This is a genomic window from Oscillatoria sp. CS-180 (genome assembly GCF_028330965.1).
In the GTDB taxonomy this organism is placed as follows: domain Bacteria; phylum Cyanobacteriota; class Cyanobacteriia; order Phormidesmidales; family Phormidesmidaceae; genus Halomicronema.
Map to the genome: position 1 here is coordinate 1 of NZ_JAQMUB010000002.1, position 23,897 is coordinate 23,897.

The following is a 23,897-nucleotide window of genomic DNA, read 5'->3' on the forward strand; positions in this document are numbered from 1 at the left end:
AGAGCGGTGCGATCGACTTTGCCATTCGGCGTCAGCGGCAGTTCTTCTATCGTTACGAAGTAGTCGGGGAGCATGTAGGGCGGAAGCTTGTTCGCAAGATACTGGCGCAGGGGTGGGGTGTCAGTTGTTGGTTGTTGGTTATTGGTTATTGGTTGTTGGGGGTTGGTTGTTGGTTGTTGGTTATTGGTTGTTGGTTGTTGGTTGTTGGTTGTTGGGGATGGATTGCTTCTGGCTCCTGCCTTCTGGCTCTTGCCTTCTGGACTCCTCACGACATAGGCCACCAGCTTTGCTGCTTCGCTACTATCCGTTCGCAGAACCACTACGGCCTGCTCGACATTGGGATGCTGACATAGAACGGTTTCGATTTCGCCGAGTTCGATGCGGAAGCCGCGCAGCTTGACTTGATGGTCGAGGCGTCCGAGGTACTCTAGAGTGCCGTCATCGCGGCGGCGGACGCGGTCACCGGTCTGGTAGAGGAGGGGATGGGGGTGAGGGGTGAGGGGTCGCGGGTGAGGAGTTGTGGGTTGTTCGTTGTTCGTTCTGTCTTCGGTCTTTCCTGCCAACGGAGACGAGATGAACCGCTGGGCTGTCAACTGGGGTCGATTGCGGTAGCCGGGACTGAGCCCAAGCCCACTGATGTAGAGTTCGCCAGGAACACCGAGGGGGACGGGACGTAGTTGAGTATCGAGGACATGGAAGTGAGTGTTGGTGATGGGTGGGCCGAGGGGAACGATGCCGTCTTGGAGGGTGTCTGCCTCCAGTTTTAGAGCAGCGGACCAGATGGTGGTTTCGGTCGGACCATAGAGGTTCCAGAGTTCCTGGCCGCAGGGAAGGAGCTGTTGAGCCAGGGTGAGGTCGAGGGCTTCGCCACCAGAGAGGAGTTTGAGGTTAGCTTTACCAGACCAGCCGCTTTCGAGGAGGAGTCGCCAGGTGGCGGGGGTAGCCTGCATGAGGGTGATGTCATGTGCTTCGAGCTGAGCGGCTAAGAGTTCCGGGTCGCGGGTGGTGTGATGATTCGCGATGACGAGAGTACCGCCCGTGATGAGGGGCAGGAAGAGTTCGAGGGCAGCGATGTCGAAGGCAGGAGTAGTGACGGCCAGGAGAGTATCGTCATGGTTCATGCCAGGAGCGTGAGCCATCGACCAGAGCAGGTTGGTGAGGCTGTAGTGGCGGATGGGAACGCCTTTGGGAGTGCCGGTAGAGCCAGAGGTGTAGATGAGGTAGGCGAGGGTGTCTGAGGCGGCAGGGGGCAGGGGAGCAGGCGAGGTGGCCGCGATCGCTGCTGCGTCCTGCACCAAATCCAAGACAAGCGTTGTCGGCATCGTAGGGTGGGCACTGCCCACCGTTTCCCCTCTGGCGACAATCAGCATCGCCATGTCCGCATCGTCAAGAATGAAGCGCAGGCGCTCAGCGGGATAGGCCGGGTCGAGGGGCAGGTAGGTGGCTCCAGCTTTGAGGATAGCGAGGAGGGTGATGACCAGTTCAGCGGAGCGTTCCAGGCAGAGGGCGATGCGATTGCCGGGCTGTACACCTTTTGCCATCAAGTAATAAGCCAGTTGATTGGCCTGCTGCTCTAGGTCTTGATAGCTGAGGACGACATCCTCAAAGATGACGGCAGTGGCGTCTGGATTAGCTTGGGCCTGGTCTGCAATCCGCTCATGGACGCAGCAATCAGGAATGGTCTGCTCGGTTTGGTTCCAGGCTGCGAACTGCTGATGCTCAGCGGGGGTGAGTAAAGGGAGGGTTCCGATGGGTGTTGTGGGTGTGGTTGCGATCGCGCCCAGCAACGTTTGGAAATGACCCACGAGTCGCTGGATAGTGGCAGGTTTGAAAAGGTCGGTGTTGTATTCAAAAACGCCTGTCAGCCCGCTGGGGGTTTCGTACATGTCGAGGCTGAGATCAAAGCGGGCGGTGGTCGTGTCAGGTTCTAGAGCCGTGACCTGAAGATCGGGCAGGGTGAAGGTCTGAGTCGGCGTATTGTGCAGAATGAACATCACCTGGAACAGCGCATTGTGGCTGAGGTGACGCTCGACCTGGAGAGCATCGACGATCGCTTCAAAAGGCACGTCCTGATGAGCATAGGCATCAAGGGCGGTTTCGCGCACCTGCTGCAGGAACTGATCGAAGGGTAGGTCGCTGGATGCCTGACCACGGAAGACCAGGTTGTTGACGAAAAGGCCGATGAGGTTTTGGGTTTCGCGGCGATCGCGATTGGTCACTGTGGAGCCGACCCAGATATCTGTCTGCTGAGTGTAGCGATGGAGCAGGACCTGAAAGGTCGCCAGCAGCAACATGAACAGCGTGACCTGTTGCTTTTGGGCTAGGGCCTTGAGGGTTTTGGCGCAATCTGGAGCCAGGGCGAACGACTGGCGCGCACCACGAAAGCTCTGAACAGCAGGACGGGAATAGTCGGTCGGCAGATCGAGCAGCGGGGGAGGATTGTTGAGCTGCTGTTTCCAATAGTCCAGCTGCCGCTCTAGGGAAGAAGGCTGGTCAGCCTGACTAGGAGTATCAAGCTGCTGTCGCTGCCAGGCAGCGTAGTCGACATATTGAATGGAGAGTTTGGGCAAGTCAGCCACCCGCTGTTGGGTTTTGGCAGTATATAGAGCCGCGATTTCTGCCATCAGCACCCGCAGAGACCAGTAGTCCGCGACGATGTGGTGAATACCAACGATCAGTAAATGAGTGTCGGGAGCGGTCTTGAGAAGCTGACAGCGCCATAGTGGAGCCTGCGACAAGTCGAAGGGCTGGGTAATAGCTGTCTGAATGTGGGACTGCACCTCGGCGTCAGAAACTTGACTTAAATCACATACAGGCAATGGCAGTTCAATGCTGGGTTCCACCTGCTGATAGGGTTGACCAGCATCAGTGATGAAGCGGGTGCGGAGGATGGCGTGACGCTGAGCGATCGCATTCAAACTGTGATGCAGTTCCTCTACCCGCAGTGGCCCTGCCAGTCGTAACACCGCTGGAATAACGTATACTGCTGTGCCCTGCTGGAGCTGTTCAATAAACCACAGACGCTGCTGAGCAAAGGAGAGAGGAAACCGTTGAAGTGTGCTCTGCTGGGCTTTCTTTTGTAGCAGCTGAGCGAGGAGTTGCCGCTTGTGTTCAGGCGTCAGATTAGTCATAGATCGGCTCATGATTCCTCCTCTAGCATCTGACTCAGTAAGGAATCCACGTCCTGCTCGGACAGATCATCCAGCTGGCTTAACAACGCCTGAGGATCTGTCGGCTGAATGGGTTGAATGGTATCCGCCGGGACCGGGGATGACTGCCCTGCCAGGAGAGATTCAACGACAGCGGCCTGCTCTGCCAGAGTTTGAGCTGTGAAAAACTGACGAATGGACAGGTCGATGGGAAAAGCCTGGCGCAGCTGTGAGAGGGCCTGCATTGCCGCTAGGGAGTTGCCGCCCACCTCAAAAAAGTTGGCGTGAATGCTGACCTGTTCTAACTGGAGAACATCTTGCCAAATGGCCGCGATCGCTTCTTCTACTTCCGTGCTCGGAGCTACGAAGGGTTGCTCCGGAGTCAGGCTACTCGGCATCGGCAGTGCCTTGCGGTCCACCTTGCCGTTGGCGCTTAGGGGTAGCGCCTCTAGCAGCTGATAGAGGGTCGGCACCATGTAAGCAGGGAGCTTTTGAGCCAAAAAGTCTCGCAGCGCTGCTGTCAGCGATGTCCCAGAGCGGGATTCCTGGGGGGCTTGCCACTGCTGTGTCCAAGCAGGATCAATGCTGCCGCCTGCCAAACCGTGCAGAATTTCGTGGCCGCTATCGAGATCAAGAGCTTGTTGCAAGGTCTCTAGGCCAAATTGACCTAGAGGGCAGAGACCCAAATTATGATCTGGCGCTGCTTCCATCAGGAGTTGGCTCATGTAGCCCGCTTCTAGCAGGCAAAAGTCACGAGCTTGGTGAGCGTAAATGGGGGCGATCGCTGCCATTCGTCCCACAAAGAACAGCGTAAATGCCGACTGTTCAACAATGGCTGGATTGCTGCTGTAGAGCGCGTCGAAATCAACGTTTTGGGTTTCCAGTTGCACGAGTCGATGATCGGCTGGATGGTAGTAATAGAAACCTGCTTCCAGTCCCTGAATCCGTTCCGCCTTAACGTGGAGATAGGTCTGCACCGGATAGAGGCTACCCGCCGACGCATACCGATACTTGGGGAGAGGCGACTCTGCCAGCGCGATCGATTTTAGGGTGCTGAGGAATTGACTAAAGGGTTTAAGGGCGATCGGAGTTTGTCGGAACTGTCGATAGCTCTGTCGCCGCAGGTAAGGGTGCGGATTGGCTTCGTCCAGCGGTAGGGCAACGCTGATCGGCTCATCCGCAAAGCGCCGTAATCCCCGCCGTTCCTGCTTGAAGGCCAGTTTTGCCAAGGGATGATTGGGGGTGGTACCTGCTGCTGATTCGTTCCCCTCCTTGGGAACTACATAGGCCACCAACTGCTGACTTTGAACCGTTTCACCCACCGCCATCACCACCGCCTCCCGAATCGCTGGATGCAGGAGCAATGCCGCTTCAATTTCTCCCAATTCAACTCGGTAGCCGTTGAGCTTGACCTGAGAGTCTTCGCGGCCCAAGAATTCAATCGTGCCATCGGGACGGTAACGGCCTAGGTCGCCGGTTTTATAGAGGATGGGTTGTGGGTTGTGGGTTGTTCGTTGTTCGTTGTGGGTTATTCGTTGTGGGTTAATAGGTGTTTCGGGTTTCTTGTCTAAGAGTGGATTGGGCACGAACGCGGCAGCGGTTTTTTCGGGTTGTTGCCAGTAGCCTTGCGCTAGTCCTTTGCCACCGATGTAGAGCTGGCCGGGAACCCAAACGGGGCAGGGCTGAAGGTTTCCGTTGAGGACGTACCATTGTTGGTTGGCGAGGGGGCGACCGTAGGGAATGCTGTTCCAGGCGGAATCGACGATTTGGATGAGGTAGGCGATCGACCAGATGGAGGCTTCGGTGGCACCGCCGAGGCTGACAACTTCAGCGTTTGGAAAGGCTGCTTGGATTTGTTCTGGTAGCGAGAGGGGGAGCCAGTCGCCGCTGAGGAGTACCTGTCGAAGGGATTGGGCAGGGTTGGGATGGCGCTCTAGTTCTGTCAAGAAAAGGGACATCAGGGCAGGCACTGAGTTCCAGAGGGTAATGTTGTGGGCGTTGAGTAGGTCCACCCAGTGAGCCGGATCGCGATCGCGCTGAGCCTCGGGGATCACAAGGGTAGCTCCGGCGGCGAGGGTGCCAAAGATGTCGTAAACCGACAGGTCAAAGCTCAGGGCCGAGAGAGCCAAGACGCGATCGCCCGTGCCGACATCGAATCGCTGATTGATATCCAGCACGGTGTTCACGGTACCGCGATGGTCGATCATGACGCCTTTGGGCAGGCCAGTGGAGCCAGAGGTGTAGATAACGTAAGCTAGATCCGTCGGCGCAGGCTGGGGAAAGGATGGCGGGGAAATCAGGCAGAATGTGGGGGACTCTTCAACAGTGATGGCTGTCAGGGAGTCGGGCCATGCCAAAGGCGCGAGCTCAGACTGGGTGATCAAAAGGGTGGTTTGGGTTTCCCGAATCAAATGCCAGCGGCGCTCCTGGGGCAAGTCAGGAGCGATCGGAACATAGGCGGCTCCGGCAGTGAGAATGCCCAATACGGCAACAACGGATTCCCAACCTTTCGTCATCGAAACAGCAATGAGCTGATTGGGCTGCACGCCTTGCTGGTGTAGCTGAGCGGCAAGGCTGAGGACGTGATGGTGCAGGTTGTTATAGGTAAGGGTGCGATCGCTCGCGATAACCGCAGGCTGATCGGGCTGTTGCTGGGCCTGCTCCAGAAATAGCTGGTGTAGCAGCGGCTCGGTTCCAGAGAACAGTTGGGTGGCGGTGGCATTGAGGGCCTCCACATGGGCCGTGGGGCTGAGTTGCGGCAGCGTCTTCCAAGCGGTCTCCGTATTGGCTAGATGCTGAAGGAACTGGTTGTAGGCGGCAAACATATCCTCCAGCAGTCCGGCTGGGAAGAGATCTGCGATCGCGTCCCAATTGAACACCAATGCTCCTTCAACTTCCGACACTTGGTGATCGAGATAAACCTGGGAGGTTTGGCTAAGGCCGTAGACGACATCAGCCTGCCAGGGGCGATCGCTCGACTGACGGACCTGTTGATTGAGCGTGCTGGTAAACACCACAGGCATCAGCGCACCGCCTGGACGCGGCTGAGTTTTCGCCAGCTCCCGCAGGACTCGTACGCCACTGACGGTGCGATGCTCCAGATCCTCCCAGAGCTGAGCTTGCAGGCGTCGTGCCCGAACTGTGAAGCTGTCATGTCCGGCATTGTCCACAGCCAGCAGCAGCGATGAGGTGAAATCGCCCACGATCTGATTGACCTGGGGATGTAAAGGAAGTCGGTTGAACAGGGTGAGGTTGAGGGTAAACCGAGGCTGGCGGCTCCACGTTGCCAGAACTTCACTAAACGCCGCTAGCAGAACGCCAGACGGCGTCAGCCCTGCCTGACTAGCTCGCTGCTGTAATCGTATCCAGGCGGCTGAGTCTAAGCGTCCACTGCGTCGCTCAAATCGGGGCCGCTCCAAAGCACTGGGCGCAATGGCCAGGGGCAGGTCGGGGGCTGGAGGGAGGTCCGGTAATCGCTGCTGCCAGTAGTCCAGGGCTTGTTGAAATTCTGGCGACTGTCGGAACGCCTGCTCTGCCAGGACATAATCACGGAACGTCAGGTTGAGCGGTGATAGCGCTTGCGCCTGCAACACCTGGGCCATCTCCCACCCCAAAAGCTGGAAGCTCCAGGCGTCGCCAATCAACACGTCAAAGCCGACGTAGAAGCGTATGCGCTCTGCCGTCAGCTGAGCCGCTTCAATGGTGAACAGAGGCCAGCGTTCGACATCATGAATTGCGTGAGAGAGGCGATCGCGCATTGCCATCAAAGCCGTCTCTACTTGCTCTGGTGCAGTGTCCCGTAGGTCTGTGACCTGAACTTCGTAGGGTGGTACCTCTGGCACTATCTGCTGCTGTCCGGCTGAAGTGATCACGGCCCGCAGCATGGGATGACGCTGAATCAGCGATCGCAATGCTGTCTCCACCTGCGCCACTGACAGCCCTATCGTCTCAATCTCTCGATAGCCGTGGGTTGCCACATTCCCCAACTCAAATGCCTGAGATCGCCCTAGCCAATACGCTTGCTGAATGTCCGTCAGCGGAAAGGGTTTATCCCGTGACTCTGGATCGAGTTCCAGCGTGGGCAAACGAGTACTCGCTGAGGTCTGATAGTGTGTTGTTTCAATGTGGGCGGCGAGTCCTGCAATGGTCGGTGTCTGAAACAGGGCTTTCAGCGGAATGTCTCGTTCCAACACCTGTGCTGCCTGAGCCATCATCCGCATCCCCAGGAGAGAATGACCGCCCAGCTCAAAGAAGTTGGCGTGGACGCTCACCTGCTCTAGCTTCAGTTCCCGCCGCCAGATGTCAGCCAACACCTGCTCGATTCTCGTTTGCGGGGCTATGAAAGGAGCCGATTTTGCCTGCTGTAGACTATCGGGTTCTGGGAGCGATCGGCGATCGATTTTGCCGTTGGGTAGGCGCGGCAGGGTTTCCAACTCGATGAGGTGGGTGGGAACCATGTAGGGGGGGAGGTGATTTGATAGGTGGGTTTTGAGGGCTGGGATTGTTGTTTGTTGTTGGTTATTCGTTATTCGTTCTTGGTTCGTAAAATCTTCTGACTCCTGACTTCTAACTTCTGATTTCACGACATAGGCAATGAGCTGCGGTTCCTGCCCGTTGTCTTCTCGGAGCACGACGATGCACTGGGAAATGTTGGGATGCTGGATGAGGACTGCTTCGATTTCACCGAGTTCGATCCGAAAGCCGCGCAGTTTGACTTGATAGTCGATGCGACCCAGGTAGTCCAGGCTGCCATCGGAGCGGTAGCGGGCGCGATCGCCGGTCTTGTAGAGGATTGGTGGGTGGTTGAGGGTTGAGGGTTGAGGGTTCGTTGTGGGTTGTGGGTTGTTCGTTATGGGTTGTTCGTTGTAGGTTGTTCGTTCTGCTGTTTCCACAAACGGATTCGGTACAAAGCGCTCGGCTGTTAGGTCTGGTCGGTTCAAGTAACCACGGGCGACGCCTGCGCCACTGAGGTAGAGTTCGCCGGGAACGCCGATGGGAACAGGGTTGCCAGCGGGGTCGAGGACATACGCTTGGGTGTTGGTGATGGGGTGACCAATGGGTGCACGAGGGGCGGTGGTGTCTAGGTCAGTGACGTTGGCCCAGGTGGAGTAGGTGGTGTCTTCAGAGGGGCCGTAGAGGTTGTAGACGTGCTGAACGTGGAGAAGCTGCCGCAGCGCTTGGACCAGAGCGGGGGGCAGGGCCTCTCCGGCCAAGTTAACAGTCTGAACCGATGAGGGAAGACCGTTGATGGTGAGCAATTCGGTGAGGATGCTGGGAACGGTGTTGACCAGGGTGACAGAGTCAGACGCAGGGAGTTTGGGCAGAGCTAACGCATTTTCAGCGAGAATCACGCAGCCCCCCCAGCTTAGGGGCACAAACAGCTCAAAGACAGACAGGTCAAAGCAAATGGAGGTTGAGGCTAGAACCCCTGCAAGGTCAGCCTCTTTGAACTGACCCTTGGCCCAGTGCAGCATGGCGACGGTGTTACGATGCTCGATCGCAACGCCTTTGGGCCGTCCCGTCGACCCAGAGGTATAAATCACATAGGCCAGGCTATCGGATGTGGGGTGAGTCGTAGGATGGGCACTGCCCACCCAACCCGCGTCACGAATGGTCACAGACGGATTGATAACCTTCAGAGGGCGATCGCCCAACTCAAACGGCACTATTCCATCCGTCAGCAGCACCGAAATCTGAGCATCTGCCACAATGAAAGCCAAACGCTCGGTGGGATAAGCCGGATCGAGGGGCACGTAGGCACCCCCTGCTTTCAAAATCCCCAGCAGACCCACCACCATATCGGCAGAGCGGTTCATGCAGATACCGACAGGAACTTCTGGGCCGACTCCCCAAGATTTCAAATAGGCTGCCAGACGATTGGCCTGATCATTCAACTCGCGATAGGTCAGGTGCTGCTCTTGCCAAATCAGGGCAGTGGCGTCGGGGGTGCGATCGCACTGAGCTTCAAACAGGTGGTGAATGCAAAGATCGTCTGGAACAGGCTGCTGGGTCTGATTCCAAACCGTTAGTAGCGTATTGCGCTCGGCTTCGCCCAGTAGCGGCAGTTCGGACAAACGCTGGTTTGGTTCGGCCACAATGCCGGTCAGCACTATCTGAAAATGCTCGACCATGCGGGCAATGGTGCTGGCGTCGAACAGATCGGTACTGTACTCCACCTGACCGGAGATGCCCTGCTCAGTCTCTTGCAAGTTGAAACGTAGCTCATATTTGGCGCTTTCGTCCGCTAGGGGATAGCGCTCCAGGGTGATTCCAGCTAGCTCTAAGGGCCGTACGCGAGCCTGCTGCAAATCGAGTTTTACCTGAAACAGAGGCATCATTTGGCTTAGGTGCCGATCTGGATTGAGGACTTCCACCAGCTTCTCGAAGGGTAAATCCTGGTGAGCCAGAGCACCCAGCACCGTCTCTCGCACCTGGTCTAGCAGGTCACAAAAGCGGGGATCACCGGAGAGGTCGCTTCGCAGCACCAGGGTATTGACCAGTAGCCCGATCAGCCCTTCGGTTTCCAGGCGATCGCGGTTAGCAATGTCGCTTCCCACCACGATGTCATGCTGCTGGCTATAGCGATGCAGCAGTACTTTGAAAGCCGTCAGCAGTAGCGTAAATAGCGTGACGTTTGACTGAGCGCTGAGGGTTTTGAGGGCAGTAGACAGCTCTGGCGAAAGGGTTAGCGGCTGCTGCGCTCCCTGATAGGTGGGAACGGCTGGACGGGGGCGATCATAGGCCAGTTCTAAGACGGGCAGTTCGCCACCAAGCTGCTCCTGCCAATAGGTGAGCCGATCCTCCAGGCGTTGACCTTGGAGCTGCTGCCGTTGCCACAGTGCCCAATCCCCGTATTGAATGGGTAGGGAGGCTAGGGGAGACGGTTTGCCCTGCCGAAAGGCGTCATACAGCAGCGTCATTTCTCGCAGAAACACCATGACTGACCAGCGATCAGAAATGATGTGGTGAGTGGTCAGCACTAACAAATGCTCTTGTTCGTTGAGTTGCAGCAGGGCTAGGCGTAATAGGGGTTGGGTGAGGTCGAAGGGTTTTTGCGTGAGGGCTGTAATTTGCTCATGAGCGGCATTGTCGAGTTCATCTCGATCAGGCGAAATGGCGTTGAAGTCGATGGTTTGAGCGGCATCCTTGCTTTCAGTGAGAGGGGGGGTGGGGTTCGCTGTTGCTCTATCCAACCGACGGCCTTCTGGCTGGCGTAGAGTGATGACGGGCAGCGAGACAGGCTGCATTGGCTGCACGATCTGGACGGGCTGATTGTCTGCGGTGGTGTCGAAATGGGTCCGGAGAGTTTCGTGTCGCTCGACGAGGGCGTTAAGGGTCTGCTCCAGCACGGGAATGTTCAGATTGCCGCGCAGGCGGAGAACGCTAGCGACGTTGTAGGCGGTATTGGTGGGGTCCAATTGCTGAATGAACCACAGCCGCTGTTGGGCGAAGGAGAGGGGGGGATGCTCCGTGCTCGGACGCTGAGGAATCGTCACTTGCTGAGGGGCCTGCAACCCCCGTTCGGCCAGCTTTTGTTCAAATAAAGCTCGCTGTTCTGGGGAAAGGGCGGAGAGTTTTTGAAATAAGTTGGTCATGATGCCTGTCCCCCCGTCTGTTGGGCTAACTGCTGCTGAATCTCCTCTGGAGACAGGGTTTGAACCTCCGCTAAGAGAGCCGCCATTTCATCGAGTTCTCCAGCAGCAGGCAGATGTTCCGCGATCGCTGCCGCAATCCCCGCCACCGTTGGGGCTTCAAACAAAAGACTCCGCATCTCGATCGCGACTGGGAACGCCTGCCGCAGGCGCGAAATCGCCTGAATCGCTAGCAATGAATGACCGCCCAAATCAAAGAAGCTGTCATGAATGCCCACCTGCTCAACGCCTAACAGCTCTTGCCAAATCGTGGTGATGGTCTGCTCGACATCATTGCGAGGCGGAGCATAGGGGGTGGTGAGTTGAGGACGACTGTGGGCTGATGCGATCGGCTGTTCAGTGGCTGTCTGAGGTCGGGGAACGGCATGAATCCACTGGTCGATACGGGCTGTCAGATCCCCTTTGGAAACAGCCATTTGCCCCGCTACACCCGTTGTTAGAATTCGCTCGGCCGCGATCCAAACCTCCTCTGGCGTTAAGGCAAAGTCCGCTAGGGCACTGCCGACCCCCTCCGGTCTAGGGGCGTCCGCTGCCAAACTGGCATCCCAGTTAACGCTCAACCAAGTCCCCTCACCGCGCTGATTTTGCTGGTGAATGAAGGCATCGATCGCACTATTCGCCGCCGCATAGGCTGCCAGCCCAATCCCCCCAATGACCGAAGAAAGCGACGACTGGACCAGACAAAAGTCCAGAGACTTTCCTGCCAGAGCCGTAGACAGATGCCACAGTCCTTGAAGCTGATGCCGGAAATTGTAGTCCCAGTGGGCAGGCTGCATCAGAGCCAGGGGTGCTGCTGACTGGTCATTCGTCGTGGGAGTGGAGTAGAAGACACCATGAATGGGGCCTAGTTCGCTTTCTGCCTTTTGGATCGCCGCTTTAAGTTGGGTCGCATCCGCCATGTCGAGACTCAGCGCTAGGCCCTCAGTTGCCTCCGGCGGGATCGGCGGAACCGCTGTGCGATCGCCTACCAAAACCAGCTTGGCCTGCCATTCTGCTGCCAGTGCCTGGGCCCAAATCTTGCCTAAACCTTGCTCCAGATCACCCACCACGAGGTACGTCCCCCCTTTCCGTAAACGAGTTGTGGACGCTGGCCTGTCCGCCGATAGCGAAATGGGCTGATAGCGTTGCTGCCAGCGGTGACGACCGCGATGGGCGACAACGAAGGCATCGGTAGGACTGATTAGCTCTTGCCAGAGTTGGTCAAGGGGTTTGTGATTCGCTATAGGGTGTTGGTGATTCGGCTGCTGTAGGTCTATTAAGCGACAGCCTAGGTGGGGATATTCTTGGCTGATGACTTGGGCAATGCCTGCGATCGCTCCTCCCATCGGTTGCAACGCTTCAGTGCCGATCACGTCGTACAGGCCCATTGTCACCACCGTGATTTGACACGTTTCTTGAGTCGATTGGGCGGTGAGAGCATTGACGAGTCTCTGGAGTGTTGCTGCCTGTTCAAACGCTGTCCGTGGATCGTCCACCGATGCCAGGTTCCACAGATGCACAATCTGCGTTGGCCACAACTCTCGCAGTTGCAAGTCTTCTAGCAGTAGGTCGTAGTCTTTTGACCGTTGGGGGTTCAGCGCAAACTGCCGATAGCCCGTTTGACCAAACGCCTCACCAATCGCCACGGTAATAACGTCCTGACCGACCTGTTCCAACTGCTGAGCCAGCTGTGCCCCCATTCCATGACCGTCTGCCAAGATCAGCCAGCAGTGACGCTCCTGTAAAACCGAAGTCGCAGTAGACGGCAAGCTGCGCTGCCAGGTGGGTTGATAAAACCAGTCAGCCATGTCAGACTTCAGTCCCACACTGGCTGCTTGAGTAGGCTGAGTCAACAGCATCCCGTCCGGTTCAATCCAATATCGCTGCCGCTCGAAGGGATAGGTGGGTAAGGGAACTCTTCGCTGGGCACCCGTGGAGAACTGTCGCCAGTTCACTGTTACACCCCGGAGCCAAAGCTGACCTACGGTTGCTAGCAGATGAGCCAGATCTGACGTCGGTGACTGGGGATGGGGTAAAGATGACAGAATTGCTGCGGTAGGGGGCTGCATTTTTCCAGAGTTAATACTGGCTGACGTTGTCCCCCCTCGCTGTCCAACGTTGGGGGGAGTGGGGGACGACGCTTGTGCGTTGGCCCGCTTAGCGAGCGTACTCAAGGTTGTTCCCGGCCCCACTTCGAGCAGGATTGGGCTACTTTCTTGCTGCACCGTTTCCAGACCCGCGACAAACTTCACCGCCTGTCGCGCCTGCTGCACCCAGTAGTTTGGATTAGTCGCAGCGTCTGCTGTCATCCAGGTGCCTGTGACGTTTGAGATAAACGGGATCTGCGGCGGCTTCAGCGTCACCTGCTGCACCGCAATCCGATACGGCTCTAGCATCGGTTCCATGAGCGGCGAATGAAACCCGTGGGAGGTTTGTAGCCGCTGGTGAGAAATATCTTTTTCAACGAGCTGGACGGCGAAGGCGGCGATCGCGGCTTCCGTTCCCGATACTGCACAGAGTTCCGGCCCGTTGACTGCGGCAATAACGATGTCCTCTGGCAGTAAGGGTTGGAGTGCCGACTCCGACAGCGAGATCGACAGCATTGCCCCGGCTGGACACTGCTGCATCAGCCGTCCTCGCAACGCTACCAGCCGCAGCCCGTCCTCCAGCGAAAATACCTCTGCTAGGCACGCCGCCACATATTCTCCCAGGCTATGCCCGATGAGCGCCTCTGGCCGGATGCCCCAGGATAACCAGAGCTGGGCGAGGGCGTATTCGATGGCGAAGAGGATGGGTTGGGCAAGGGCGGTGTTGTGAATGGGGGTGGTTATTGGTGGGTGGTGGGTGGTTATTGGTTCGTGGTTATTGGTTATTGGTTGGGGGTGGCCTGATTTCCCGTAAAGGACGTTGAGTAGGTCAATGCCTTCTGCTGCCAGAATCTCAGCGCACTGATCTAGGGTTTTTTGGAAGATGGGTTCTTGATCGTAAAGCTGTTGGGCTATGCCAGGATGTTGAGTGCCCTGTCCGGGGAACATGAAGATGATGGGAGCTGGGCTTTCTGGTGCGACGTGAGCGGAGCTGCCGTTTTGGAGTTGGGCGATCGCATCGGTTACCGACTGACAGACTACAGTCCGACGGTGATGAAACGGTCGTCGCCCTACCTGTAGCGTGTAGGCAATATCGGCCAAGCTCAACTCTGGGTGTTGCTCTAAGTGCGCCGCTAAGTTAGCCGTCGTTTTTGCAAGGGCCGATTCCGTCCTGGCCGAAAGCGTTAAAAGCTCACAGGAACGACTGCTAATTCCTGACGCCTGACGCCTGATTGCTCGCGCCTGTTTGCCTTCCTCCAGCACGACATGTACATTCGTGCCGCCGATGCCGAAGGAGCTGACGCCTGCCCGTCGGGGCGTGTTGCCTGCGGGCCAGTCACTCAGCTGGGTGTTGACATAGAAGGGGCTGTTAGCAAAGTCAATCTGTGGGTTGGGCTGCTGGAAGTGGAGGCTGGCAGGGATTTGTCGATGTTTCAGGGCGAGGACAGCTTTAATCAGGCTGGCGATACCTGCCGCTGCGTCCAAGTGGCCGATGTTGGTTTTTACGGAGGCGATCGCGCAAAAGCCGCTCCGCTTGGTCTCTTGGCGAAAGGCTTGCGTGAGGGCGGCAATTTCAATTGGGTCGCCCAGAGGTGTGCCCGTGCCGTGAGTCTCAACATAGGTGATGGTCTCTGGGGCAACATCCGCCATGACCTGGGCAGCCCGAATCACCGCTGCTTGACTGTCGATGCAGGGAGCCGTGTAGCTGACCTTCAAGGCCCCATCGTTGTTGACCGCAGAGCCTTTGATCACGGCGTCAATCGGGTCGCCGTCCCGCAGAGCATCGTCTAAGCGTTTCAGCACGATGATGCCAACGCCATTGCCGCCGACGGTTCCTTGGGCCTGAGCATCAAAGGCGCGGCAGTGACCATCTGGGGAATAGATACCGCCTTCCTGGTAGCGATAGCCTTGCTGTTTGGACACGGCTACACCTCCTGCCAGGGCGATATCGCACTCGCCGCTGAGTAGGCTTTGGCAGGCCGTATGCACTGCCACCAGAGACGAGGAGCAGGCAGTTTGGATATCCAAGCTGGGCCCCTGGAGGTTTAGTTTGTAGGAGACTCGTGTGGTGAGAAAGTCTTTGTCGCTAGCGAGAAACAGCTCATAGGGGCTAGTGGACTCGCGAACGTGAGCGTTGCCGTAGAGATTGAACAGGTAGCCGTTCATTCCGGCTCCGCCATAAACACCCACGCTGCCGTCATAGGAATTGGCATCGTAACCTGCTGTCTCCAAGGCTTGCCAAGCACATTCCAGGAAAAGTCGCTGCTGGGGATCGAGGAGTTCAGCCTCACGGGGACTGTAGCCAAAGAAGGTGGCATCGAACTGATCGACATCGGCCAAAACGCCACCCGCTTTGACATAGTGCGGGTCATTCAGCACAGCGTCGTCAATGCCCTGCTGACGCAGCGTGTCGCTATTGAGCTGAGCGATCGCCTCTTTCCCCTCCCGCAGTAAGTCCCAAAACTCATCGACGGAGGCCGCACCCGGAAACCGTCCCGCCATGCCGATGATGGCGATTTCGAGTCCTGTCGTAGGGGTTGCCATGACCTTATCCATGCTGCTGACCTCCCGCTGGCTGCCGCTGTCGCCGTCGACGACGCTGCTGTAATCGCTGTTTGCCTGCCGCTAGTTCTGAAGTGCGATCCACCATAGACGTCTCAGCAGTGCGATCGCGTAAATAGGTTGCCAGCGCGTTCACAGTGGGATAGCGAAACAGCTCCACCAGCGGAATATTGACCGATAGCTGCTGCTGAATCTGCCCATGAACCCGGACCATCAGCAGCGAATGTCCTCCCAAATCAAAGAAGTTGTCATGCAGTCCCACCTGTTCAACGGCGAGCACCGTTTGCCAGATCGCAGCGATCGCTGTCTCGACCTGTGTCCGAGGCAAGACGAGAGGTTCAGGCTGTAGTGATCCTTCTGGTGTGGGGAGAGCGTTGCGATCGACTTTGCCATTGGGGGTGAGGGGGAGAGCGTCGAGGACGACAAACTGGGTTGGCACCATGTAGGGGGGGAGATGGTTTGATAAGTGGGTTTTGAGGGCTGGGATTGTTGTGGGTTCTTGGTTATTCGTTATTCGTTCTTGGTTATTCGTTATTCGTTCTTGGTTCGTAACATCTTCTGACTCCTGACTTCTAACTTCTGATTTCACGACATAGGCAATGAGCTGTGGTTCCTGCCCGTTGTCGTTTCGCAGGATGACGATGGACTGGGAGATGTCGGGATGCTGGGTCAGACTAGCTTCGATTTCGCCGAGTTCGATGCGGAAGCCACGCAGCTTGACTTGGTGGTCGAGGCGTCCGAGGTACTCTAGAGTGCCGTCATCGCGGCGGCGGACGCGATCGCCGGTCTGGTAGAGGAGGGGATAGGGGATAGGGGTGAGGGGTCGCGGGTGAGGAGTTGTGGGTTGTTCGTTGTTCGTTCCGTCTTCGGTCTTTCCTGCCAACGGAGACGAGATGAACCGCTGGGCTGTCAACTGGGGTCGATTGCGGTAGCCGGGAGTGAGCCCAAGCCCACTGATGTAGAGTTCGCCGGGGACACCGAGGGGGACGGGACGTAGTTGAGCGTTGAGGACATGGAATTGCGTGTTGGCGATGGGTGGGCCGAGGGGAACGATGCCGTCTTGGAGGGTGTCTGCCTCCAGTTTTAGAGCAGCGGACCAGATGGTGGTTTCGGTGGGACCATAGAGGTTCCAGAGTTCCTGGCCGCAGGGAAGTAGGTGTTGAGCCAGGGTGAGGTCGAGGGCTTCACCGCCGCAGAGGAGTTTGAGGTTGGCTTTACCAGACCAGCCGCTTTCGAGGAGGAGTCGCCAGGTGGCGGGGGTAGCCTGCATGAGGGTGACGTCATGCGTTTCGAGCTGAGCGGCTAAGAGTTGCGGGTCGCGGGTGGTGTGATGATTCGCGATGACGAGGGTACCGCCCGTGATGAGGGGGAGGAAGAGTTCGAGGGCGGCGATATCGAAAGCGGGTGTGGTAACAGCCAGAAGGGTATCATCAGCGGTCATGCCAGGAGCGTGAGCCATCGACCAGAGCAGATTGGTGAGGCTGTAGTGGCGGATGGGAACGCCTTTGGGAGTGCCGGTAGAGCCGGAGGTGTAGATGAGGTAGGCGAGGGTGTTTGAGGCGGCAGGGGGCAGGGGAGTTGGGAAGGTGGCCGCGATCGCTGCTGCGTCCTGAGCCAAATCCAAGACAAGCGTTGTCGGCATCGTAGGGTGGGCACTGCCCACCATGCCATCATTCGCAGTAACCAGCATCGCCACGTCCGCATCGTTGAGGATGAAGCGCAGGCGCTCAGCGGGATAGGCAGGGTCGAGGGGCAGGTAGGTGGCTCCGACTTTGAGGATAGCGAGGAGGGTGATGACCAGTTCAGCGGAGCGTTCCAGGCCGAGGGCGACGCGCTCTCCTGGCTGTACGCCCTTTGCCATCAAGTAATGAGCCAGTTGATTGGCCTGCTGCTCAAGATCTCGGTAAGTGAGGACGACATCCTCAAAGATGACGGCAGTGGCGTCTGGTGTGGCCTGTGCCTGCTCGGCAATCTGCTCATGGACGCAGCAATCAGGAATGGGCTGCTCGGTTTGGTTCCAGGCCGCGAACTGCTGATGCTCTTGCTCGGTGAGCAAAGGCAGGGTCCCGATGGTTTGATCAGGCTCGATCAGAGCCTTCAGTACGGTTTCTAAATGACCCAGCGATCGCTCAATGCTAGCGGAGGTAAAGCGACTACAGTCGTACTGCACCTTGAAGTCAAGCGTTTGCTGAGCCGCTGCAAATAGCGTCAGCGGATAGTTGGTCTGTTCCGCAGTGATGACATCCTCAATCGCAAAATTGCGGACGCCCTGTTTCAAAGCGGGTTCGACGGGATAGTTTTCGAACACCACAATGCTTTCAAACAGCGGCAGACTGCGGGGAATGTCGCTGCTGCCATGAATCTGGACAAGGGGCGTGTATTCATAGGGCTGCTGTTCTAGCTGTTGATTTTGAAGCTGCTGCAACCAGGTGTTGACGCACTGGTCGGGGGCCAGGTTGACCCGCATGGGCAACGTGTTGATGAACAGACCCACCATGTTCTCAGCACCCTGAAGGGCAGGGGGACGTCCAGCGCAGGTACTGCCGAAGAGGACTTCAGATGTGCCGCTGTAGCGACCTAGAACGATCGACCAAGCACCCTGCACCAAGGTATGCAGCGTGAGGCGATGGGTTTGGGCCTGCGATCGCAACTGAGCAGTTAGTTCAGGTGACAAAGCATGCTGCTTGATTGCGTATTGGGGCTTCGCATTCGCTGTTTGCCGGGTGCGATCGATGCCAAGGGGGGTGGGGGTCCTCAGCCCTTGGAGACGCTGTTGCCAAAATTGAGTGGCAACCGCCGCATCCTGCTGCTTTAACCAGGCAATGTAGTTGCGGTAGGGGCGAGGAGTCTCCAGAATGGGAGTCTGCCCCTGCTCAAAGGCTTGGTAGCCCATTAGCAGTTCCCTCAACAGCAAGGGAACCGACCAGCCATCCAGCAGCAGATGATGATATGTCCAAACAATGCGGTAAGTGTCTGTGGCCAGGTGCAGAACCGCTAAACGCATCAGGGGCGCTGCCGATAGATCAAATCCCTGACGGCGATCGCGCTCTAACCATGCGACCAGTTCCTGATCCTGTGCTTCAGGAGATTTCGCTCGCCAGTCCTGATGATCAATGGGCAGCGTTGCCTTTTGCCCGACTACCTGTAGTGGCTCCTCTAAAGATTCCCAGGTGAAGGCCGTCCGCAGCACGGGATGTCGCTGCACGAGCCACTGCCAGGTCCGGGAAAAGACCTCCAGGTTGAACTCACCTCGTATGGTGAAGCCGAGCTGTACCACATAGACACCTGAATCTGGCCCGTAGAGACTATGGAACAACAACCCCTGCTGAGTGGGTGATAGGGGGTACAAATCTTCGATGGCTGGCCTGTTGGCAGTTATGGTCATTGGCTGGCCCCTCCCTGAAACGTGACGTTGCCCAGCACTGCTTCTAGCGTGGTCTGATCGAGCTGCACCAAACTGAAATCTCCGGGACTGTAGAGTTGGGGAGCAGCTGACTGACAGTAGGTCATCAATTCCTGTAGCGCCACTATGTATTGGTCTGCTAAGTGCTCCAAAGTAGAGCGATGATGATGGTGCTGACTGTAGGTCCAGTCCATCTGCAACTGACCGTCCCGAATCCGACTGTTGATTTCGATTAGGTGCGATCGCTTATTGCGCCCATCATGGGTTTTTCCAGGCGTTTCTAGCAGGCGGAATCCGTTTGCTTCTGCCAGGAGGCCATCGAACTGGCCCAGATAGTTGAAGCTGATTTGGGGCTGCCTCGCCAATTCTTCAACATCCATGCTGTAGCGCAGCAGGCCATAGCTAAGGCCCTGATGCGGTACCTGCCGGAGCTGTGTTTTCACAGACTTGAGCTGTTCGCCCAGCTCTTCCCCTGCAAGCTGCAATGCCACTGGATGTAAACAAGTGAACCAGCCCACCGTGCGACTCAAATTCAGCTCATTTCCCCAAATGTCAGGATACCTGCCGTAGTTTTCTAGCATGACGAGATGCGATCGCGCCTCTGTCCAATTAGTTAGGACTTGTACCAAAGCCGTCAGCAGCACATCATCCATCTGGACGTTATGAAGTGAAGGCACCTCTTGCAGTAGAGCCTGAGTTTGGTGGGATGAGAGTGATGCCCTCACTGTTGCTGCTACCGCTACAGTATTTTCTCCCGTATTTTGATCCAGCGGCAGAGACGAGGATTGAGGCAGCGTTTGCCAGTAAGGTCGTGCCTCTTCCGCCTGACCGTTGATTGATTCCAGCCAAGTGGCCCATTGCTTAAACGAGTGTGTTTTGGGGGGAAGTTGAGCAGTAACCCCACGAAGCTCCTGTTGATAAGCCAGCAGCAAGTCGGCCAACAAAATACGCCAAGACAAACCGTCCACCACCAGGTGATGCATCACAATCAGCAGACGACTCGGACGCTCAAGCCCCAGATTAAATCCTCCTATCCGTATGAGAGGACCCGTTTCCAGCCGGAGACTAGCCTGTAGCTCATTGGCTAACTGCTCAACTTTCTGGGCTTGGTCGTCCTCCGTCAGAGACGACAGGTCATACCAGGTGATTGCCCCAACCTCTGGGGCCTCAGCGTAGTGCTGCTGCCAGTCTCCATGCGTGGGCTCAAATCGTAGTCGCAGGACATCATGATGATTCACCACCTGCTGAATAGCTCGATCCAAGCAGCCTCGATCCGCTGCCAGCGGCAGTTCTAGGTAAACCGCCTGATTGAAATGATGGGGATTTGCTAAATTCTGCTTAAAGAACCACTGTTGGATGGGCGTTAGCGGCACATTTCCTGTCTCTGCCATCGGCGCTATGACACCAGCGGCGGCTGTTTCTATCACCGTGGCTAATTCTGCGATTGTCTGATGCTGGAAGATTTGTCGAGGCGATATGGATAATCCAGCCTGCGCGGCCCGACTCACCATTTGTAGGGCCAGAATTGAATCCCCTCCCAGATCAAAGAAATTGTCGTTTAGCCCTACCGTTTCTAACCGCAACACGGAGGCCCAAATGTCTGCCAGTCTCTGCTCAATTAGGGTTTGGGGAAGGGCTTCAGCCGTTTCGCTCTCCCATGTTGGAGCAGGCAGCGATCGCCGATCAACTTTCCCGTTACGAGTTAACGGTAGTGACTCCAGTTCGACAAAGGCCGCTGGGAGCATGTAGGAGGGAAGCTGGTCGGCAAGATGGTTTTTGAGGTTTTGGGGGTTGGTGGTTGATGGTTGTTGGTTAGTGGTTAGTGGTTGGGGGTTAGTGGTTGGGGGTTGATGGTTCGCGGTTTTGTCTGCCGTTTGCTTTGTGCTTTTTGCCTTGACGATGTACGCCACAAGCCGCTGCGGTCCTGCTTCATCTGTCCAGGGAATCACTACGGCTTGCTCAGCATTGGGATGGCCTAACAGTGCCGCTTCGATTTCACCCAACTCAATGCGGAAGCCACGAATCTTGACCTGATTGTCCAGGCGTCCCAGGAATTCGATGGCACCGTCGGGGCGGTAGCGGGCGCGATCTCCGGTCTTGTAAAGAATTCGTTGTTGGCTGTTGGTGCTTGATTCCTCGTTATTAGTTCTCCGTTGTTGGTTGTTCGTTCTGCCTTCTGCGTTTTCAATAAATGGTTTCGGGATAAACCGTTCAGCAGTCAAATTAGGTTGATTGAGGTAGCCGCGAGCGAGGCCGTCACCAGCAATGTAGAGTTCGCCGGGAATGCCGATGGGAACAGGCTGGAGGTTCGTATCCAGGATGTAAGCTTGGGTGTTGGCGATGGGACGACCGATTGGGGGGGAGCTGTCTAACGAATTTGCTGCCAAGCTGTCGGCAGTGATGGCGTGGCAGCAGGTGAAGGTCGTATTTTCGGTAGGGCCGTAGCCGTTAATGAGGCGAGTGTGCTTCAGCGTGGAGAGGGCTTTGTGGATGTGGGAGTTGGAGAGGACATCACCGCCTGCCAAAAGCTGTCGCACGGGTTTGAGCGCATCAAGCTGCTCATCTACCATCAGGTGGAATAGTCCAGCGGTGAGCCATAGCGTGGTGACGTGGTGCTGGGCGATCGCCTGAGCCAAGTCTGATAGGGCAGGAGAGGATGTCGGTAGCAGCACGAGCTTGCTGCCATTGAGCAAGGCTCCCCAAATTTCAAAAGTCGAGGCATCAAAGGAAAGGGAAGCCGCTTGGAGAAAGACTTCGTCAGGGCCAAATTGGATATAGTTGGTCTCTTTGACCAGTCGCACCACACCTTGGTGAGGCGTACAAACGCCTTTGGGTTGTCCGGTAGAGCCGGAGGTGTAAAGCACGTAGGCCAGATTGGCTGCCGCGGTTGAGGCGGGCGGCTTTGCGTGACTTTGCTGAGATATTGCAGTGGCCTCAGCCTCCAGATCAACTTGCTGACAAGCTATCGCAGTTAAGGGAAGGCTGATTTTTTCTGGTGAGATCACAAGGGTCAGCTCAGCATCTTCGATCATGAACTGAAGTCGAGCTTGAGGATAGCTGGGGTCGAGAGGCACGTAGGCAGCTCCGGCCTTGAGAATCGCCAACAGGGCGATGATGGTTTTGGGACGACGGTCAGCCCATAAACCAATCAGGGTGTCGGGACCAATTCGGTGCGATCGCAGATGCCAGGCCAACTGGTTAGCCCGAACATTCAGCTCCTGATAGGTAAAGGACTGCTCACCAAAAACTAAGGCGACGGCCTCCGGCGTTTGCGCGGCCTGCTGCTCAAACAGCTCGTGAATACACAGGTGGCGCGGATAGTCCGTCTGAGTCTGATTCCACTGGGTGAGTTGGATCTGTTCTGGTTGCGTCAACAATGGCAGTTCAGCAATCCGGCTCCTCGGCTGCTCACAGATGGCTGTCAGCAGGGTACACAAATGCCCGGCCATGCGCTGGATAGTTTCTGCTGCAAACAGGTCGGTCCGATATTCCAGCGTTCCCTGAAGTCCGGTGTCCGTTGGCCGCATCGACAGGGTGAGGTCGAATTTGGATGTTTCGTTATCTATGGAAAGCGGCTGCCACTCCAGGTCTTGGAGGGCGATCGCCTGCATGGGCGCATTTTGCAAGACGAACATCACTTGAAATAGCGGCGCGTGGCTCCAACTACGAGGCACGTCCAAACTATCGACTACCCGCTCGAAGGGGACTGACTGGTGGGCATAGGCATCAAGCGCCATCTCGCGCACTCGATCCAACAGTTCTTCAAACCGAGGATTGCCAGACAGATCTGTCCGCAGCACTAGCGTATTGACAAACATGCCGATCAGCCCTTCCAACTCCGTCTGGGGGCGATTGGCGATAGGGGTGCCAACCACTAAATCGGTAAAGCCGCTGTACCGATGTAAAAGGACCTGAAAGGCTGCCAACAGCATCATAAACAGGGTGACGCCCTGCTGCTGGCTGAGCTGTTCCAGTGCCTGGGTTTGTTTTGTAGACAGTTGGAATTCACAGGTTGCGCCTGCAAAGGACTGCTCTGCGGGGCGAGGATAATCAGTCGGGAGTTCCAACAGGGGTGGCGCATCCTGAAGTCGGTTCTGCCAATAGGCTAAGTGACTCTCTTGGGACTGCTGCTGCCAAGTGGCATAGTCCACATACTGAATGGGCAACGGGGGTAATTCCACAGGTTTCCCTGATCGCAAAGCATCGTAGCTTTGAGCCAGTTCCTGCACTAAAATGCCCATCGACCAGCCGTCGGCGATGATGTGATGCAGGCTCAGCAGCACAATGTGGTCTTGCTCTGCCAGTTGCAACACCTTCATTCGGACTAATGGCGGCTTACTCAGCTCGAAGGGCTGCTGAGATTCCAGACGGATCTGCTGACGTATTTTGTCGCGTTGGCTGTGCTCGTCTAGGGCGCTCAAGTCAATTAGAGGAACCTTAATCTCAACCTCAGCGTGAATCTCGGTTTGGGCCTGACCGTTCACATCCTTGAACGCCGTTCGCAGCACCTCGTGCCGTTCGGTAATCTGCTCAAGACTGTGTTGCAGCAGGTTTGCTGATAATGCTCCCTGGACTCGCACCGCTGTCGGAATACTATAGAACGGGCTGTTTGGCTCAAGCTGGGCCAGTACCCACTGCCGCTGCTGGGCATCGGAGAGGGGTAGGGGTCCGGAACGGTCAATCGATTGAATGGGCTGAAGGGATACTGAACTATCGCTGGTCTTCAGTCTGTTGATCGCTTCGCCGAGTTGAGATAGCGTCGGATACTCAAACAAGGTTCGCAAGGGCAGCGCTACATCAAACGCCTGACGCACCTGAGCCACGACGCGGGTCGCTAGCAGCGAGTGACCACCCAAGTCAAAGAAGTTGTCATGGCGGCCAATTTCGTTCTGACCCAAAACTGCCGACCAAATGGTTGCCAGCAGTTCTTCTGGGGGTGTTAGTGGTCCTGCTGAGACATTCAGCGTTGCAGTTGCATGGGGTGTGGGGAGAGCGGTGCGATCGACTTTGCCATTCGGCGTCAGCGGCAGTTCTTCTATCGTTACGAAGTAGTCGGGGAGCATAG

At 56.7% G+C, this 23,897-nt stretch carries 5 protein-coding genes; all 5 read right to left on the bottom strand.

Annotated elements, in window-relative coordinates:
- The coding region (locus PN498_RS00210; protein WP_272060649.1) for a non-ribosomal peptide synthetase at nt 1-3,143 on the bottom strand (3,143 nt) is incomplete at its 3' end.
- Nucleotides 3,140-10,744, bottom strand: a complete 7,605-nt coding sequence (locus PN498_RS00215; protein ID WP_272060650.1) for a non-ribosomal peptide synthetase — start codon at nt 10,742-10,744, stop codon at nt 3,140-3,142. The genes PN498_RS00210 and PN498_RS00215, both read right to left, overlap by 4 nt.
- Nucleotides 10,741-15,423, bottom strand: a complete 4,683-nt coding sequence (locus tag PN498_RS00220) for a type I polyketide synthase (RefSeq protein WP_272060651.1) — start codon at nt 15,421-15,423, stop codon at nt 10,741-10,743. Before PN498_RS00220 ends, PN498_RS00215 begins: the two co-directional genes overlap by 4 nt.
- Nucleotides 15,416-18,814: an amino acid adenylation domain-containing protein gene (locus tag PN498_RS00225; protein WP_272060652.1), complete on the bottom strand. Its 3,399-nt coding sequence runs from the start codon at nt 18,812-18,814 to the stop codon at nt 15,416-15,418. Before PN498_RS00225 ends, PN498_RS00220 begins: the two co-directional genes overlap by 8 nt.
- The gene (locus PN498_RS00230; protein WP_272060653.1) at nt 18,811-23,895 is read right to left on the bottom strand and encodes a non-ribosomal peptide synthetase; all 5,085 of its coding nucleotides are present in this window, start codon (nt 23,893-23,895) and stop codon (nt 18,811-18,813) included. Before PN498_RS00230 ends, PN498_RS00225 begins: the two co-directional genes overlap by 4 nt.
- Between the last annotated feature and the right edge of the window lie 2 nt (nt 23,896-23,897).